At 45.0% G+C, this 18051-nt stretch carries 10 protein-coding genes; 1 reads left to right on the top strand and 9 read right to left on the bottom strand.

Annotation, left to right across the window (positions count from 1 at the left end):
- Positions 1–7: 7 nt before the first annotated feature.
- From DDR33_RS14360 to DDR33_RS14350, 3 genes are all read right to left on the bottom strand, one after another.
- Positions 8–2788 carry a S8 family peptidase gene (locus DDR33_RS14360; RefSeq protein WP_109416495.1) on the bottom strand — a complete coding sequence of 927 codons (2781 nt, stop codon included), beginning with the start codon at positions 2786–2788 and terminating at the stop codon, positions 8–10.
- Between the two features lie 39 nt (positions 2789–2827).
- Positions 2828–4126, bottom strand: a complete 1299-nt coding sequence (gene dacB, locus DDR33_RS14355) for a D-alanyl-D-alanine carboxypeptidase/D-alanyl-D-alanine endopeptidase (protein ID WP_238387808.1) — start codon at positions 4124–4126, stop codon at positions 2828–2830.
- Positions 4127–4387: 261 nt separating this feature from the next.
- A complete protein-coding gene (locus DDR33_RS14350) occupies positions 4388–5377 on the bottom strand; it encodes an aspartate-semialdehyde dehydrogenase (RefSeq protein WP_109416493.1) in 990 nt (329 codons plus the stop codon).
- A 47-nt stretch (positions 5378–5424) separates the two neighbouring features.
- On the opposite strand from DDR33_RS14350, the gene DDR33_RS14345 reads away from it, so the two are divergent.
- On the top strand, positions 5425–6969 hold the full coding sequence (locus DDR33_RS14345; RefSeq protein ID WP_158280758.1) for a lamin tail domain-containing protein: 1545 nt from the start codon (positions 5425–5427) through the stop codon (positions 6967–6969).
- 62 nt (positions 6970–7031) lie between these two features.
- Here DDR33_RS14345 and DDR33_RS14340 read toward each other — a convergent pair whose 3' ends face one another.
- The 6 genes from DDR33_RS14340 to DDR33_RS14315 all read right to left on the bottom strand — a co-directional run bounded on the left by DDR33_RS14340 (position 7032) and on the right by DDR33_RS14315 (position 17966).
- Positions 7032–9602, bottom strand: a complete 2571-nt coding sequence (locus tag DDR33_RS14340; protein ID WP_109416491.1) for a M14 family metallopeptidase — start codon at positions 9600–9602, stop codon at positions 7032–7034.
- A gap of 19 nt (positions 9603–9621) precedes the next feature.
- On the bottom strand, positions 9622–10758 hold the full coding sequence (locus tag DDR33_RS14335) for a M14 family metallopeptidase (protein ID WP_158280757.1): 1137 nt from the start codon (positions 10756–10758) through the stop codon (positions 9622–9624).
- Positions 10759–10840: 82 nt separating this feature from the next.
- On the bottom strand, positions 10841–12355 hold the full coding sequence (locus DDR33_RS14330; RefSeq protein ID WP_109416588.1) for a RagB/SusD family nutrient uptake outer membrane protein: 1515 nt from the start codon (positions 12353–12355) through the stop codon (positions 10841–10843).
- Between the two features lie 10 nt (positions 12356–12365).
- Positions 12366–15725 carry a SusC/RagA family TonB-linked outer membrane protein gene (locus tag DDR33_RS14325; RefSeq protein ID WP_158280756.1) on the bottom strand — a complete coding sequence of 1120 codons (3360 nt, stop codon included), beginning with the start codon at positions 15723–15725 and terminating at the stop codon, positions 12366–12368.
- A 267-nt stretch (positions 15726–15992) separates the two neighbouring features.
- Positions 15993–17180 carry a FecR family protein gene (locus tag DDR33_RS14320; RefSeq protein WP_158280755.1) on the bottom strand — a complete coding sequence of 396 codons (1188 nt, stop codon included), beginning with the start codon at positions 17178–17180 and terminating at the stop codon, positions 15993–15995.
- 186 nt (positions 17181–17366) lie between these two features.
- On the bottom strand, positions 17367–17966 hold the full coding sequence (locus DDR33_RS14315) for an RNA polymerase sigma factor (protein ID WP_109416487.1): 600 nt from the start codon (positions 17964–17966) through the stop codon (positions 17367–17369).
- Between the last annotated feature and the right edge of the window lie 85 nt (positions 17967–18051).

The following is an 18051-nucleotide window of genomic DNA, read 5'->3' as shown; positions in this document are numbered from 1 at the left end:
CTACTCCTCACCTTACCACACTTATCTTATGAGTCTTCACCACGTTATTATACCGCAATCTCATCAGGTAAATCCCGCTGCCCAAATCGGTGAAATTATAATACAACGTATGAGAGCCCTTTTCGAGAGACGTATCTTTTAAAAATGTCTTGACCTTCTGCCCCAGTAGATTGAAGAGATCAAGGGATACCACAGCATTGTCGGGCAGGTTCACCACAGCGGCTACATTATTATTATAAGAAGAGGTTACCGGGTTAGGATAGCTGTAAAGCGTTGCAGAAGACGCAAGAGCGTTGTTCCTTCCATTGTAAGAAGCCTGAGCTTTCCCTAAAGCAGTCCTCAGATCATCCAGATTGTCCCCTGCCCCATAGGCAAAAGCAACTTTAACTGAACCGTTAGCCGGAATTGTAAACGGGCCATAGCCGGAAACAAAGGAAATATCGGCACCTGAGATCCCGGTTCCAGCAGATTTGATACCGGAAGACAGAGTCTCAAATTTTTCCTCAGGAGTAAAATTTCCATCATTCAATATGCCCGAACCATTCGACAGGGGATAGTAAGAAGGCGTAGTACCTTCAGATGATAAATATTTTACTCCCACAAAAGGGGCAGAACTGTTATTAGTGCTGTAAGCATACGCAATTCTGGTCAATGCATCATATGCTGTGCCGTTAAAATCAGCATTATCTACATCCCAATCATTAAAAAGTCCGATATATACGCCATTCAGCGCACCCGGGTTTCTGTTGATCACTTCGTATTCTGCTACGACAAATTTACTCTCATCAGGATCTTTTCGCGCTGTAAGCGAATGTTTCACATCAATTCGGAGGCCATCGGAGTTACCATCATCATCAAATTCGGAAACTCCGGCAATAGTACTGTCAGTTGATACTTCCTTTACAGCCCTTCTTTTGATGAAATGTTCATTACCGCTAAACTCACTCACCCTCGCATTATCCGACACTTTTAACTCCTCAGCCTTACTGGCAATCATCAGAGAGGCTTCGTATAACAGCTGGTTCCCTTTGTACTGAAAGCCAAGTCCTCCGCTCTGGTCATTTGAACTGAATCCGATCCTGCCGTTACTGGTAACGGTAGTAGCAAGGGTTTCAGTGGTAATATTCATATAGTCAAGGGCAACAGCCAGTGTGAAATTTTCATAATCATTATAAGAAGATTCCTCATCAGAATACTCAATCTTAAACTCAACCTGTGAATTATCAGGAGTGCCGGAGTTCACCGACACAAGAAAAGGCCCTATCATACTTTTGCTCTCAAGCGTGCGCAGAGAGCCGACACTCACCGCACCTGCCTGCACCGAGACATAAGGATTATCACTCTTCAGCGACACTTTCAGACTCCGGGAAGGAGCCAGATAGTTTTTAAGCTCAAGATAAATACTAAAGGTGCTCCCGGCCATAAAGCTTCCGCTGTTATCATCACGTGTGATGATGTTCTGATACCTCACAGCCGGGCTCGTAGTCTCAGTAAGAGCCCTGAATACATTTAATCGTCCTTTTCCAAGTCGCTGCGCATAAGCCTCATTCTGGCCATCTATGTCATCAGCAGTAACCCTCAGAAGCTCTCCAACCTGCTGCATGGATAGATCTGTTCGATAGGATTTCACAAGCGCAGCTGCACTGGAAACTATTGGCGTGGCCATAGACGTTCCGGAAAGATATCCATAAGTATTCGGAAAACGGGTACTGAAGATACCTTCTCCAGGGGCAGAGATAGATACAAAACCCCCGAAATTGGACGTCCCTGCTTTTCTGTCACCGGCACCTACGTTAGCCACGGCCATAACACCTTTATAACCCGCCGGGTAGTCAGGAGTAGAAACGTTGTGATTCCCCGCGGCAGCAACTATCAAACAGCCTTTACTTATTGCATAATTGACAACATCCTCTCCATAAAGACTCCTCTCCTGGCTGCCCCATGAACAATTGACAATGTTTGCGCCTTGATCAACAGCATACTTGATTCCGTCATATCCATAATAAATATCTTCCGCATTATCATCCGCTGCAACTTTCACAATCAGCAATTTCGCATTAGACGAAATACTGGCTATCCCTTTGTTATTGTTGGATATCGCAGCAGCAAGGCCACTTACATGCACCCCATGGTCGTTGAGGGGCCTTGTTACACCAGGGTTATCATCCTGCCGGGGAGACGCTGCGCTTGCCCCTATCAGGTCAATCCCTCCTATGATACTGGAGGAAAGATCTTCATGAGTAAGATCAGAGCCGGTGTCGACTATTCCAATGACAATCCCTCCTGAATTTGCCAGAACATTCCATGCAAGAGACGCTTTCACCTGTTCCAGGTAATTTTGAGCCATTGAATAGTAAGGATCATTGGGGGTATAGTTTACATGGGCTATATAGTTCGGCTCAGCATATTCAACATCACCGTCTTTCAACAATTCATTGATAACGGTTTCTATACCAGCCTCACCGGAATATTTAAGTTCATAGATCCGGTTTAATCCTGTTCTTTCAACCTCCTTTGACACAGCGCTTCTGTCTTTTGACAAACCCGTAGGAAACTTTTGTACGAGGGATGTCACCACAGCCGATCTCAGGGTTAGAGAAGGCGCTGACGACAATGTCTTTGCTCCTGAGGCTTTCTCTCTGAACTTTACTATAACACTTCCCCGCATATAGTCGCGGGAACTCACAGCTGCCGACAGCTTAAAAACTTTTTTTCTGCTATAGTTAGTTTGGGCGAAGGACGAAACGCTAAATAACAACAGAAACAGAAAAGGTAGTAATCTTTTCATCCTTATCTTTTTATTAAACTAAGATAGAAATGATTTAGTTTATTTCAACACATCAAGAACCCTGAACATTTTCTGTTTTATTGACGAAGTACTGCCATTATAGTGATTTGTGATAAATGTAAACACTAAGGGTGTACCGTCGGCACTTTTCTGGTAGCCTGCATAAGCAAGAACATTCCTGATACTACCGCTTTTCATCTTCATATTATTGTAAAGAGGAAGGCTTTCATAGAAGCTGCTGAACCACTTTTCTTTCCCCGCCGACTGAAGTATCCTGGTCATAGCTAATGTAGTGATGCGGTTTTCTGGCGATAGGCCGCTGCCATCCAGGATATCGATTGCACGCCTGTCTACACCCAGCCTCTTCATCCAGTAATCCGCAATCAGATCTGCCCCATCCGCAAAATCTGCTGATCTTACTTGTTTAACGGCCATGGTTTTCAGAATATTCTCTGCATAAAGGTTAAGGCTTTTCTGATTCAGCCAGTAAATAATCCTGGATAGTTCAGGCGAATAATACTGATCTATAACAGTTGCCTCCGGCATTGCCAATTCACCCGCCAGGTTCAATTTTCTGAAACTGGTAGCAACTCCGGAAGTAATCACTCCACCACCTGCAAGCTTATTCCGCAGATCAGAAGCAAGCTGAAACGCGGGATCCGGCACAGACGCCATAACCGTCTTCCGCAGATCTATTCCATAGCTCCCCCTAACATACACAACGTCTGTATAAGGTGAAGAAAATGCATAAACATTATCTCCGCTTCCCGGAGATCCGGTAGATACCTCATTCACCACTTTCAGCCCATCAATTTCAGGGTTCGTCCTTTCAATAGCGACGGGAGCACCGGGTTTGCTGCCGGGCCTGATAGCCAGTCCGAACTGGTTTTCCTGCCACGTACAGGAACTGGCCCCTGCACCATAATAATTGCCGATATCCTGCCATATCCAGCCCAGAGGGATATTGGCTGTGCCAAACAACCTGTCATCTGTAATAACGCGGCCCTGGATCTTTGTGATGCCTGCTTTTCTAACTGCATTCAGCCACCGGCTTAAGAGAATATCAGATTTGGTCTGCTCATAACGGGAACTGCCCAGAGCTGGATCTCCGCTTCCTCTTAATATAAGATCGCCGTTCAGTACACCATTCGTGATCGTTCCGGTGTACCCTAATGAAGTCTCCCATTTAAAGTCACCGCCCAGTAAGTTAAATGCAGTCACCGAGGTCACGGTCTTCAATGTAGAGGCAGGAGCCAGTCCCATCTCTTCATTTTTTGAAAACAAGACCTCGCCCGTTTCTGCATTCAGAACACACAATGAACTGACTCCATATTTCATCTGATCATCCTTTTCAAAGGAGGAATAAGCAGTAGCAATTCTCTTTGCAAGCGGTTGTGCAGAACACGGGAAAACAATTAGAAAAAGAAAAAAACAAAGAATATATGATCTCATATCCGGATGCTGGCAATCCGCTTTCCGGACACCATTTATTGATTACTAAAAACTAAAAAACTGGTTTAAGGAGCCCTTAAACCAGTTAGATTAATATGTTGCCGGCAATCTTGGCCGGCTATAATTTTATCAGGGCAGGAAAACGTTTCAGAGAAGCCCGTTCTTTTTCATGTATTCCGCAATCTGCACAGCATTTGTTGCTGCACCTTTCCGCAAATTATCCGCCACAACCCACAAATTCAGGGTATTCGGCTGAGATTCATCCCTCCGGATCCGTCCAACCAAAACCTCGTCCTTTTCATGAGCATCCATAGGCATGGGATATTTCAGATTTGCCGGATCGTCAACAACGATCAGACCTTCCTGCTGCTCCAGCAAAGACCTGACTTCTGCAAGATCAAAATCATTTTCAAACTCTATATTTACCGACTCTGAGTGGCCTCCCATAACCGGAATACGGACTGTAGTTGCCGTTACACGGATGGAATCATCCCCCATAATCTTCTTTGTTTCGTAGATCATTTTCATTTCCTCCTTCGTATACCCGTTATCCTGAAAAACATCGATATGAGGAATGACATTCAGATCTATAGTATAGGGATAAGCCTTCGCTCCTTCTATCCCATTCCGTTCGTTCATCAATTGATCTACAGCCTTCTTTCCTGTTCCGGTAACAGACTGGTAGGTAGAAACAACCACACGTTTGATCTTATATTTTTCGTGAAGCGGTTTCAGGGCTACAACCATCTGGATGGTAGAACAATTTGGATTTGCAATAATTTTATCCTCTTTGGTTATTACATTTGCATTCACCTCAGGAACAACCAGCTTTTTGGTAGGATCCATGCGCCATGCTGATGAATTATCGATCACTACTGTACCGGCTTCTGCAAACCTTGGAGCCTGTTCAAGAGAAGTACTGCCTCCTGCTGAGAACAAAGCCACATCAGGTTTCATTGCAATTGCATCATCCACTGTTACTACCTTGTACTTCTTACCCTTAAAGTCTACTTCTTTACCAGCACTCTTGGCTGATGCGACAGGAATTAATTCAGTAACCGGGAAATTGCGCTCTGCTAAAACTTTTAACATCACCGAGCCTACCAGGCCCGTAGCGCCTACAACTGCGACTTTCATTTTAATTGTGAATAAATATGTTACTTAATGATTTGAATCTGTCAAATATGAAGAAATGTTTACTCTTTTTCTGCATTTTTTATGTGAATTCTGCATTTTCCCAACTTCAGGATTCTTTTGACGACAAGGATTTTACAAACTCGCCCGCGTGGCTTGGATCCACCTCTTCTTTCTGTATTAACAAATCCGGTCAGTTGCAAAGCGTAAAAAGCGACTCAGCCGGCATGATATACCTCGCAACGGTCAACCGTAAAGTGACCGAAGCCACGTGGGAATTTTATATTCAGTTAAACTTCAGCCCCTCCGCCTCTAACTTTGCCCGCATATACCTGCAATCCGACAAGCAGGACCTCAACGAAGATCTCAATGGGTATTTTATCCAGATAGGCGAAAACGGGGCCAAAGACTCATACGATCTTTACAGGAAGAATGGAGACAGTGAAGTCCTTCTCATTGATGGCAAAGACGGAAGAGCAAACGGAAGCAAAATAGCAGCCAGGATCCGGGTAAACAAAACAAGCGAAGGCAAATGGATACTGCTCACAAAAAACGCTGAAGAGAACGCTTTCACGGAAGAAGGACAGGCCCCAGACTCAAAACCAGTGGAAAACACCGGTTGGTTTGGCGTCCAGTGTGTGTACTCCAAATCAAGATCAGACCAGTTTATTTTCGATGATTTTAAAATCGGCCCGCTGAATACCGATCCTGGTACTACACCTGAAGAGCCGGGCGGCTTTGAAGGCGAAAAGATCATGCCCGGAGACATTCTGATAAGCGAAGTTTTATTCAACCCGCGCGGAGAAGGAGCAGACTTTGTTGAGATCTATAACAATTCTTCCAAAGTTATGGACCTGTCTGACCTGTCGCTGGCTACTATAAAGAAAGACACACTAAGCAGTATTAAAAAAATAAGCGTGAATAGTGTCAAGTTTGCGCCCGGACAGTACATCGTTCTTACTACAGATCCGGAGAATATTAAAAATGAATATCATACGGAGCATCCGGATGCTTTTGTCAAAATGACCTCCATGCCTGCGTTTAACAATGATGCCGGCACGGTTATACTCTACGCAGATTCCACAAGGATCGACGAATTCAGCTATACTGAAAAAATGCACTTCCCCCTTATTAAAAATCCGGATGGAGTATCCCTTGAGAGAGTCAGCTTCAGTGTAGATGCCAATTCTCCCGGCAATTTCAGATCAGCGGCAGGTGCTGCCGGATATGCCACTCCCACTTACAAAAACTCTCAGTTTGTAGAAAATACAGTAAAAAACGAAGGCATTTCCCTTAACTCTACCACCTTCTCTCCCGACAATGATGGTTTTGAAGACGCCCTGATAATCTGTTACAAGCTAAACGATGCTGGCATGATCGCAAACATAACAATCTACAATGACCGGGGCGTACCTATAAAACGGGTAGCAAAAAACCTTACATTGGGAGCGGAAGGTACGATCAGCTGGGATGGTATGAATGACAATAATACGCTCGCACCGGCAGGGATCTACATCGTCTATGCCGAACTGTTTGATATAAACGGTCATGTAAAAAAGTACAGAAAGCCCTGTGTCCTGGCAACCAGGCTTTGATTTAACAAACCGGGATCTGCATCACCAGAAAAAACTGATTGTGTAGGATCCCGGCCGAATCATCAATTTATGAGAGCATTAAAAAGAAGTTTATATGTTGCATGCGACTGCCCCCTGAACTGGGGACTAAACGCAAATAGATAAATATCCCCTTTCCCTTTTTTAATATTTACGACAGATGGCTTTCCGGCAATAATCCTATCCCCCAGCGCCCATCCGCTCATTAAAAGGCTGTCAGGAGCATAAGAAGCCACCACTTCCGAACTACCCTGGCCATCTGAAACACCTTGCTTAAGTTCAAAAGCCCGGCTGTTGTTAAAAGACGCGCTGACCTCCTCCTGCATGCCCCATGTAAAACCCGATTTCTGATTGATCCTCATGCGTATCAGGCTCCCCGGGATATAGAACTTTTCGCGGGGCACCCCGGCGACAACGTTCTTTAAAGGAAGATCAAATTGCTGAATAGCAAAATCACTGGCACCATCTAGCGTAACCAAACGCCCTCCACGGCTAATATACTTCTCAAGGGCAGCAACTCCATTCTTGCCGATCCCGCCTGTGTACATCTCTGGCATGGCACCTTTACGATACCCGTTCAGAATAGAAGAGGCTGACTGATCGGGAATAATAATTGCATGATATCCTGAAAGATCCTTTTTAATAAGATCCTGATCATGAAGCGTATCCAGATTAAAAGAATAATTTTCCAGTAGCCAGCGGGTCCATCCCTCATCCATATTAGCCACCCATGACTTATAGATAGCTACACGAACGGGATTTATTTCTTTCAGCCCCACAGACGGTTTCAAATTCAGGGGAATAAAATCAAGACCGGTTTTCACCGCCGCCTGCTTCAGTCTGTCGTAAATACCCGCTTTACTTCTTATAATAAACGATCCGGCCGGATATTGGTGATCTCCCTCACTAAAGCCGGCAGCTGCACGTTCAACACGTATACCCTCCTTAAGAAATTCATTGATTACCTTAAATGTTCCATTCCCCTTAGGAGACAGCAAATATCCAAACTTCGCTCCCTGAACAGTCTTTCCCGGAGCAGGAACTGCCATTTCGCCAACCTCCTTCACATTTACTGAAAATTCGGAAGCAACGCGGTCCACTTTTACACCCATCTGCAATGGCAAGGTCCAGCCTGTAAGATCGTAGGGTCTTAAAGGCGGGCCATCTTTATACAATCTCCGGTCAGGATAAAGTTGCCTTTCCAGCAGGTCGACCACGTATGGACGAAATGCCTGCGCTGCGCATATAACGAAAGATCCTGCCGGATAAGAAGTTTCACCCGCTTTAAAACCGCTTAATGCCTGCTGCACCTCTACACCTCCCATTCGCAGGATATTCACCAGGTTAATCGCTTCCCCGTTGTCCCATTGCGAAGCAGGAATTACGTAAGCAAAAAGGCTGTCCCGGGTTTCAATTGCATCCCGTCCCATCCTGTAAATATTATACAGGTACTGCTCTCTCTGCAGAGAAGCCATTTGCAGAACAGCGAACGAGGTCTCAAGCGTATAATCTACAGCATCCCGGAAATGCGAAACACCCCCCTTCCAGGGATATGGATAAAACACATCTGTACCATTGGTGGGCATTGTGACAGAAGACCCGATAACAGAAGGAAGGGAATCCTTAGGATATGTTTTTGGAGTTGGCGAGGGGTGGGCGACTTCCGTCAGAAGACCTATCTGATTATGAAAATAGGGGACCGACCGCATTCCTCCGTTCCACCACATATCGTAGGTGAACTGTGAAATTACTCCGGGCATTTTTTTCAAAGCGAGCCTGTTGGCCATAGCAGAACCCAGAAGATTAACTGCCGTTGTAATTCCGGGGTGAATATTAGGATTCAGCGGACTTGCAAAAGGAGGCAAAAAGATCCTGGTCCACGAAGGGGCTGACTGGTGGTGATTATAAACGATCTGCGGATACCACTGGTGATACAACACTCTGTTAACCGCTCTGGTTTCAGGCAGGTTGTTCATAAACCAGTCACGGTTATTGTCATGCCCGGCATACACATGATAAAGCCAGGGAGGGTTCGTTGTTTCGTAAGGAGTACCTAACTGGGCACGATACCAGTCAGCCACAATATCCAGCCCATCCGGGTTCATCACCGGCATAAGAAGAGTGACCACCTCATCACGTATTTTCTTTACTTCCGGCGTCTCCAGCGTGACCAGCTTATACGCCAGTTCAGAAGCCATTTGTGCGGGAGCCTTCTCCGAAGCGTGAAGCCCCGCATCTACCCATACAATCGCCTTCCCGCGGGCTGCCAGTTGCCTCGCCTCCGGCTCTCCTATTTTTGCTCTCGACAGCTTTTCGCTGATCGTGCGCCAGAGATCAAGTTGTTTCAGGTTTTCCTCAGACGAAACAAATAACAACAGCAGAGACCGTCCCTGTACAGACTTACCGATTTCCACCATCTTCACCCTTTCGCTGGCTTTGTCCAGGCGGGTGTAATAATCCAGCAATTGCTTCCAGCCTGCTATTTTATAATCAGCTCCCGGCTCAAAGCCAAAGACATCCGCCGGCCGCGGGACCTGAGCCTGGCATGTGTGAACAACAAAGCTCAGCAGTAACCAGGCTTTTATAGCTCTTTTAAAAAAATCCGATATGACCATATCAATGATACAAATAATATTACCGGAGCAAAAGCTCCATCATTTTTTCCGCAGCCACTCTCCCTTTTTCCTTCAGCAGATCACGGGGAGTATCGTCGCCAACTTCATAAGTAAGCGCATTCGCTTTTAATTCTCTCATCATCCAGCTTTTCGATACATTTCCTCCATTTCCGGATGGCTTAACATTTGGCCTGAATCCTGGGATAGCACGTTCAAATGCGTTCAGCCATTTGTTGGTAAATCCGGGAAGATTGGTGTTCAGCGTATCTGAATTAGTATAAAACACATCATAAAAAGTAGAGTGGAAGTCAATAGCAAATATCACCTTAGCATTCCGGCGGGTACGCCGGCTCAGAAAGTCTTTCACTGCCCGCACTTCCGGCTGACGAAAAAATTCCCAGTCCCGGTTCAGGTCAACTCCGGCAGCACTGTGACGCCAGTGACCTTCATCTACTCCGTCAGGATTCATCATCGGGAACACAATCAGTTCATATTGTTCCCTGAAGCGTCTGGCAAGGTCAGAGTCACCGGTGACTGTTTCTACGAATTCCTGCATGGCCATGTATCCGGTTACTTCCGGAGGATGTTGCCTGCTTAAAACGACAACCAGCCTTTTACCATTGCTGCCTGAAGTATGCAGTACAGTGACCGGCTTTCCCATCAAACTTTTACCGGCACGCTGGCTTTTAATAAAAGGTTTGGCAGCAAGACTGGCCATCCACTTGTACGAATCTTTGCTCGTAATAATTTCCTGCGCAGCAACAGTGAGAGTATCCGGACCTGCTTCTAACCGGGCAAGCGCCGTATCCTTCGACTTGCTTAACTGAACTGCCCCTATTTCCCTCCACTGAGAAGTACTGCTTTTAATCTTCGGATTGTAGCGATGCTTAAACCCATCATAAAATAATTTAACATATATCCGGCAGGGTTTTGAAGCAGAGACCTTGAATGCATACCAGGGACTCGGGTTCACCGGCTTATTTTCAGGAACTATACTCAAAAGGAAAGTACTGTCATTTTCCTGCGTCACATGATTTAACCTGCCGGCCGCGAACTGGTTGGAGAACGAGACTGTACGATCCTGGCTGCTGAATACTTTAATATACCGTTCCTGCAGGTCGACTCCGGCAGGAACAGTATCGGTTCTGCTTATCATATTCCTCGCCGGATGACAACCAGATAGCAGAACCAAAACAAAAAAGTAAACCGGAAATGCTTTTCGCATGACTGTCCGGGATTTATGGATTCTGATCTTCAGGGCCCATCGCTTCGTTCGCATCGATTTCATCCTGCGGGATCAGCCATTGCCAGGAATTATCTCCTGCCGGAACATACATGATATTGGCAACATCAAGTTTATGATTGGTATTTCTCCTGTCCAGATCAGCGTTCGTCCTCTTCAGGTCAAGGAATCTGAATCCTTCACCCCACAGTTCTACTCTTCTCTGGATCATGATTTCTTCAATAAGCGCAGCGCCTGTATTAGTGCTTAGCGTGTAGGACGGATTCCGGTTGACAGCCAGGGGCAGCAGGGCGCTGGCAGCCTCGCTATCCTTCCCGGAACGGGCAAGGGCCTCTGCCTCGATCAGATACATTTCTGCAATCCGCATATAAGGTATATCACCTGCCCGGTTGTTATAGTCGGGTACCAGGTATTTTCTATGCTGATAGATAGTCCTTGTCTGGCCCGAAACTCTTGTGCCGTCTGTATTTAAAACTCCGGGAAAATTAACGGCATCGGCTGTGGTTCCGTCCCACCATAACTTTTTACGGATATCACCCGCGGGAATCTTCGCATAAAGCTGAGAATTGATACATTTCGGATTCACACGTGTAAATGCTGAATTAAAGTTAGCCGACATGTACGCAAAGAATGAGCCATAAGCAGGTACCTGGTCTGAGGGCTGTACTATTCCCCACATCCACTCAGGATTATCAATTCTGCTGAACCCCTGTAAATACTGCGCATTCGTCATCAAAAACCCGGCGCCCGTTCTTGCCTCTCTGGCATATTTGACTGCATTGTCCCAATCCTGCATGGCTAATGCCACCCTGGCCTTGAATCCCTTTACCACATTTGCATTAACATGGGTCTTATTCGCTCTCGAAGCTGATAAGTTTTCAAGAGCGGCATCCAGATCAGAATTTATTTGAGTATACACCTCCTCAACGGTAGCGCGTGGTTGCCCCTTCGTTGAAGCCGTGACTACAATAGGAACTCCCGGCTGATTATTGGGCTTCGCTGTTGCATCATACCGCTTACCGTATAACTGTACAAGCTGAAAATGTGCCCAGCCCCTCAAAGCAAGTGCTTCTCCCCTGAGAACTTTCTTATCTTCTTCCGCGCCCTCTATACTTTCAATATTGGTTATTATCATGTTAGCATTAGACACAATAATATAATAGAACGCATAAGTGAACGCGTTGACATTTGCATCCGCAACGTTTCGGTGTGCCGTCCATCGGTACGACTGATAATGATAAACATAAGAAGCGTTGGTTCTTACGTAGTCCTCTCCCATGGCATCAAGATTGATCATTATAGCTCCCTGACCATCACGATGCTGGTTAGTATACTGCGTGTACAGTATTCTGTAAATGCCGTTTAAGGCTTTTCGCGCATTGTCAATACTCTGAAAGGCTGTTTCTTCAGATACCCGGTCTGTAGGATTGGTATTCAGATAATCCTTTGAACAGGATGACCATAAAAGAACCAAACATATATTAAGGAGAAAATAAACTCTTCTTTTCATTTTCATATCATTAAAGTGAAAGATTAATCCCTAGCGTTACTATCCTTGTTGGCGCATAAGTATAGGAAGACACGCCCGTAAATGATTGAGTCGGGTCGAGCCCCTTTCTTTTCGACACAATAAACAAGTTTTCACCAGTGAGGTATGCCTGGGCACGGCTGATCTTCATACGCGATGCAAAGGTCTTGGGAAGCGTATAAGTTAAAGAAGCGCTTCTTAAGCTCAAAGCAGTTGCATCAATCAGCCAGCGGTCGCTGTCATACATGGTCGTACCAGTGTTTCTTACCGGCACATCCGTAACATCTCCTTCGTTCTGCCAGCGCTTCAGGGCATCTTTATGCAAAGCACGTCCATAAGTTCCATTGTACATCAGGGACTGGTAGTCACTGTCAAATGCCTTCCCTCCCACCTGGAACATAAAAAGAAAATTCAAAGAAAAAGATTTATAGGAAAACGTATTACCCAGGCTGCCATAATAGTCAGCAATGGCAGTGCCGGCAAAATGATACAATGCAGAATTGGCGTCGGTAGTAACCTGATCTCCACGGTCGTTTGTAAAAGCAGCGGCGTCCTCAAGCGCCGGGTTAGCAGTATAAAGCTCCCGGCCGGTTTGGGGATCTACGCCGTAAAAATCCCGTAACCAGTAATCATATACGGAACGACCCACCATCCTGTTTTTAGTACCGTCAATGATCTGTTCACTGGGTAGTTTCGTTATGCGGTTTTTGAATTTAGTCCAGTTGAGGGCAATATTCCAGTTAAAGTCTTTTTTCTTAATCGCATCTGCGCGGAGTTCTACTTCCCAGCCTCTGTTATACATACTGCCGATATTGCGGGGCTGGCTTGTCATCCCCGACGACAGGGGCAGTGGAACGCTAAAAAGTAGCGCGTCCGATTTGCGGTGGAAGAACTCAAAAGAACCATTAACACGGCTGTTGAAAAGCCCGTATTCCAATGCTGCATCCAAACTTGTATTATGCTCCCAGGCCAGCTCTTTGTTTCCAGCAACGCGGTTACGTGTTATTCCGGGCTCAGTATTGTTATTCTCTCCGATGTTGTAGAACGATTGCCACAAATAATAACCGGGAATGGCATCAGATCCCAAATCACCATAAGCTGTTCTAAGCTTCAAATGGTCAATCCACTTAACACGGAAGAATTCTTCGTTATGAATATTCCATCCGGCTCCCGCCGACCAGAAATTCCCCCATCTAACCTTATCGTAAAATTTTGAAGAGGCGTCACGCCGGTAAGAGGCAGAGCCAAAATACCTGTCACCAAAGCTGTATTGAACCCGGGAAAAATATCCTTCTGTTTTATATTCCTCGACATAAGAGCCGGCGGTAGCTGGGTTAGTATAATTTTCTAGTTCCACATTTCCATCCAGTATCTGATTCTGTCTCTGAGCATTCAGATTATGATACAGATAGCGATAGTTCTCATGTCCCGCAAGAAAATCGAACTCGTGTTTTCCTTCTTTTTTATTGTAGTTTAACAACTGGTTAAAATTGGTGTATTGTGATTTTGTATCTGTCCGGGATGTTCTTCCGTTAAGACTTTTTCCATCACCAATGATCCTGTTTCTGTAAAATAAATACTCGTAATTATTTAGATCTACGGCAGCATTGAATGTCAGCTTAAAGTTCTTCAAAAAACTAACTTCTGCATATCCCCGCCCGTTTAAGGCATTGCGCTTGTTGTAGAGCTTATTATAAGATGTCTCCGCTAAAATATTCCGGCCCTGGTAGATAGGCCTGAACTCTCCGTCATCATACATCTTCTCTCCCTTGTCATCATAGAGAAATTCCCCTGTCGAAGGGTCATGCTGATAGACCGGATAGATAGGTCCCATCAGCAGGTCGACATAGAAAGGATTTTCATTTAACCCGGCATCTTCATTTGCCAGATCCGTTTTCGATATTGTCCCGGCAATGTTTACCCCCGACTTAAACCATTTCTTTGGCTGAGCATCTATTTTAGCTCGTCCCGTTATCCTGTTAAAGGCTGTTTGTTTTGAATAGCCCTTGTCATCCAGGTAATTCAACGAAACGTAATAAGTGCTCTTTTCTGTTCCCCCGTTGAGACCCAGTGAATAGTCCTGCCTGAGACCGGTCTGCTGCATCGGCTCTCTCCAGTTCAGATCATCTGCATAAAGAAGTTTTGCATCAGGATTCATCGTGCCGTCAGTTCTCACAATATCGTTATCAGCCACATTGAAGGGGTTGTAAACCAGGTTAGTCTTAATACCGTTCGTGGCAAGCTGATTAGCTTCTGTAACGGTTTTCCCGCTCGCTACCAGCTGATTCCTCATCGATTCCCACATCAAAGGATAGTATTGAAAAGCATCTACTTTTTCATAGCTGGCCAGAGCCCTTGAGGTGATACCGGAGGATACCTTAGCTTCCAGCCTGTCGCTGTTCTTTAACCCTTTTTTGGTGGTAATGATGATCACCCCGTTTGCTCCCCTGCTTCCATACAGAGCAGCAGCGGATGCATCCTTCAGGACAGAGATACTTTCAATATCATTGGGGTTAATATTATTGAGCACCCCATCGTATGGTGCTCCGTCAAGAATGTACAGGGGCTCCATCCCCGCCGTTATAGATCCGAATCCTCTTATCCGTATAGCCGGGCCGGTACCTGGCTGACCACTGCCGGAATTCGTTTGAATACCCGGTGCCGCCCCCGCAAGCGCTGTATTAACATTCGTGATCGGGCGTTTCTCAAAGTCCTTCGCTGCTATAGTAGAAACAGAATTTGTTAATGCACCTCTCCTTATCGTACCATAAGCCTGGACAACAACCTCATTCAATTCATTATTCTCAACAGATAACTTTACGTTGAACTCGCTTCCGGAAGACACTGCAATTTCCTTTGTTTTAAAGCCTACATACGCAAACTGGAGAACACTTCCGTCTCCTGGCACACTGATAGAATAATAACCATTAGCATTGGTGGTCACTCCTCTTGCCGCTCCTTTTACTTTGACTGAGACCCCAGGCAAGGGTATTCCGTCATCCTCTGAAACAACAGTTCCGGTAATTACCCTGTCTTTCACAAAGGAAGCAGCTCCGTTTGTTTTCACATTGACCACTATAGCCTTATCCTCGACAATGTAAGTCAGGGGCTGGTTGCGAAAGATATCTGCCAGTAATACCTTCAGGTCCTGTTTGACCACTTTAACCGTTACCGGATTAGCCCTTTCCAATACCTCATTATTATAGATAAAATCGTATCCGGTCTGCTTTCTCACTTCTTTGAATACATTTTTCAAATTCGCATTTGTCACCGTGATACTTACGTTCTGCGCAAACGAGCTGGCGCTAGCTTCCAGAGTAAGAGCAAGAATAATAATCCCCGTAATTTTCATAACCAGAAAAGCCTTTAGAAAATAGTCAGAATGTTTTCTGCGCTTAATTAAAAAGAATTGAGCCAATAAGCTCCCTTTTGAATGTACATAATCATTCATAGATTTGTAATGAGTTTGGGTTAACGATAAATATTTGCACAAGTATTCTCCGGATCCCGAACACCTGCTTAACTCGCAGGCTTTTAACCTTTCCGGGGCCGAATCCGGAAAGGTTTATTCAGACTTCCTGCTCTTTCCTAAGTCTTTGTTTTCTTCATACGCCCGGTATTAGTCATTTTTTACTATAATTTTATTATCCGCTATTTCAAACTGAACACCACCCGACTTCTCAAGCAGGGTGAGCACTTTCGAGACATTGTTATTCCTGGAGATCATTCCCGTAAATAACACATCCGGCTTCTTTCCTCTGTATTCAATATCCACATTATACCATCTCCTTATTTTATTCATTACCTCGTTAACAGGAGTATTGTCAAACTGGAAATATCCATTCTTCCAGTCAGTAACTTCATCAGGATCAACATCGTGGAGAGTGACCGGGCCATTCTCATGGGCAAATGCAGCCTGTTGTCCTGGCCTCAGAAGAATATTGCCTGTGCCTGCATTCACCCTTACTGAGCCCTCTGCCAAAGTAACGGACGCATAAGAAGCATCCTGATAGGCCATTACATTAAAATGCGTTCCAAGCACTTCCACCACCGCCCGGCCGCTTTTTACATAGAAAGGATGGTTCCGGTCTCCAGCCACCTCAAAATAAGCTTCACCCGTTAATTCGACATGACGGCTCCGCCCCTTAAAAGCTGTCGGATAACTTAAAGAGGATTCAGCGTTCAGCCACACCTTGCTGTTATCCGGCAATATCACCATGAACTGACCTCCCCTCGGAATAGTGATCGTATTCATCTGTACATCCCCCGTTTCATCGCTGTTTCCGGATTCGTAGACTACCTGTCCTGAAGAAGCCTTTCTGATCTTTGTGCTTCCGCTGCTGGCAAGAAATCCGTTTTGAGCCTGGTCCAGAACAATCTGAGTACCGTCTCCCAGCTTCAGAATTGCTTTATTGCTTCCCGGCGCAATATCCCGCTTTACAATAGTGTGCTCTCCAGTATTGCGTACCGGGCTGAACCCACTGTTCCATAAGTAAATGCCGGCACTTATCACAACCAGAAATAACGCTGCAACGGATAACCAGAACGGGAATAGCGGACGTGACTGATGCTTCTGTGGACTGATGATATTCTCATAAACAGAATCCCAGTCTACCTTATGAACGGAAGCTGAAGGAACCAGCGATTTGTAATCCTCAAGCATCTCCGATTCCAGAATTGCTCTGTAGTGATCTTCGCCCAGATATTCAAACAGCTCCTTCATCTCTTCTAAAGAACATTGCTTGTCTTTATATTTGGTAAGCAGATACCTGAATCGCTGATTAATGTCACCCTTATTGCTTTCCATAGCGGCTTTCAAATCCATTTCTATAATAGACAGATCGAAGAGACATAAGGACCGCTGAAATTTTTTTTTTATTTATTTTGCATTTAAACTAAATCAGGCCAGGATTAGCCTTATGAAAAAAGGTTGTAAGGCGCTGATAAAACAACTCATAGAGCTTGAGTAACTGAAAGCTCTCTTCAGCTACTCTTATTTATCCGTTCTGAAGAACAAAAACAGCAAAAAGGATACGATAGTGGAGTTTTCAGAAAGATGCAGCTTTATATATTTCAGGACTTCTACAATAATATTCTTTACACGGCTTTTTGATAAACCCGTTTCCGCCGCTATCTGCTCATGATTAAGCCCCTGTTCCCTGCTCATAAAAAACACTTTCTGTTTTTGCTCTGATAACCTGGAAACGGCCTCCCTGATCAGGCCATGGCTCTCCTTAAGGTTCATTCGCTCTTCTACAGGATTTAGTTCATCGCTCATACTAGCCAGGATAGACCGGAGAGTCTTTTCATTTCTGGCCGCTTTAGCCATATAGTTTATAGTCTTATTCCTGACAACCGTATAAATATAATTTCTGGGATGGTCAATTCTTCCCAGGCTCATTCTATTCTGCCAAAGGGTCATGAATGTTTCCTGCACTATTTCCTCCGCATCTGCTTCCGAATGAATATAATTCACAACAAACGTATACACGCGGCCTTTATATGTTTCGAAAACCTGCCTGAATGCATATTCATCTCCGTTCGCAATCTGTTCCAGCAACAGCTTTTCTTTTAGCAAGTCATAAGTAGCCATGTAGAATTATATCATTAAGCGTCAATATCTGTTTATAAAAATAAAAAAATCAAGTATTCAATGCACACTTTTTTTATTTTTTTCT

Origin of the sequence: Pararcticibacter amylolyticus (genome assembly GCF_003130405.1) — a bacterium.
Taxonomy (GTDB): domain Bacteria; phylum Bacteroidota; class Bacteroidia; order Sphingobacteriales; family Sphingobacteriaceae; genus Arcticibacter; species Arcticibacter amylolyticus.
This window is presented reverse-complemented; position numbering and strand designations above follow the sequence as displayed.

Coding starts and splice junctions, on each gene's coding strand:
- DDR33_RS14360 (WP_109416495.1), bottom strand. CDS start 2,788: ATGAAAAGATTACTACCTTTTCTGTTTCTGTTGTTATTTAGCGTTTCG.
- dacB (WP_238387808.1), bottom strand. CDS start 4,126: ATGAAATATGGAGTCAGTTCATTGTGTGTTCTGAATGCAGAAACGGGC.
- DDR33_RS14350 (WP_109416493.1), bottom strand. CDS start 5,377: ATGAAAGTCGCAGTTGTAGGCGCTACGGGCCTGGTAGGCTCGGTGATG.
- DDR33_RS14345 (WP_158280758.1), top strand. CDS start 5,425: ATGAAGAAATGTTTACTCTTTTTCTGCATTTTTTATGTGAATTCTGCA.
- DDR33_RS14340 (WP_109416491.1), bottom strand. CDS start 9,602: ATGGTCATATCGGATTTTTTTAAAAGAGCTATAAAAGCCTGGTTACTG.
- DDR33_RS14335 (WP_158280757.1), bottom strand. CDS start 10,758: ATGATAAGCAGAACCGATACTGTTCCTGCCGGAGTCGACCTGCAGGAA.
- DDR33_RS14330 (WP_109416588.1), bottom strand. CDS start 12,355: ATGAAAAGAAGAGTTTATTTTCTCCTTAATATATGTTTGGTTCTTTTA.
- DDR33_RS14325 (WP_158280756.1), bottom strand. CDS start 15,725: ATGAAAATTACGGGGATTATTATTCTTGCTCTTACTCTGGAAGCTAGC.
- DDR33_RS14320 (WP_158280755.1), bottom strand. CDS start 17,180: ATGGAAAGCAATAAGGGTGACATTAATCAGCGATTCAGGTATCTGCTT.
- DDR33_RS14315 (WP_109416487.1), bottom strand. CDS start 17,966: ATGGCTACTTATGACTTGCTAAAAGAAAAGCTGTTGCTGGAACAGATT.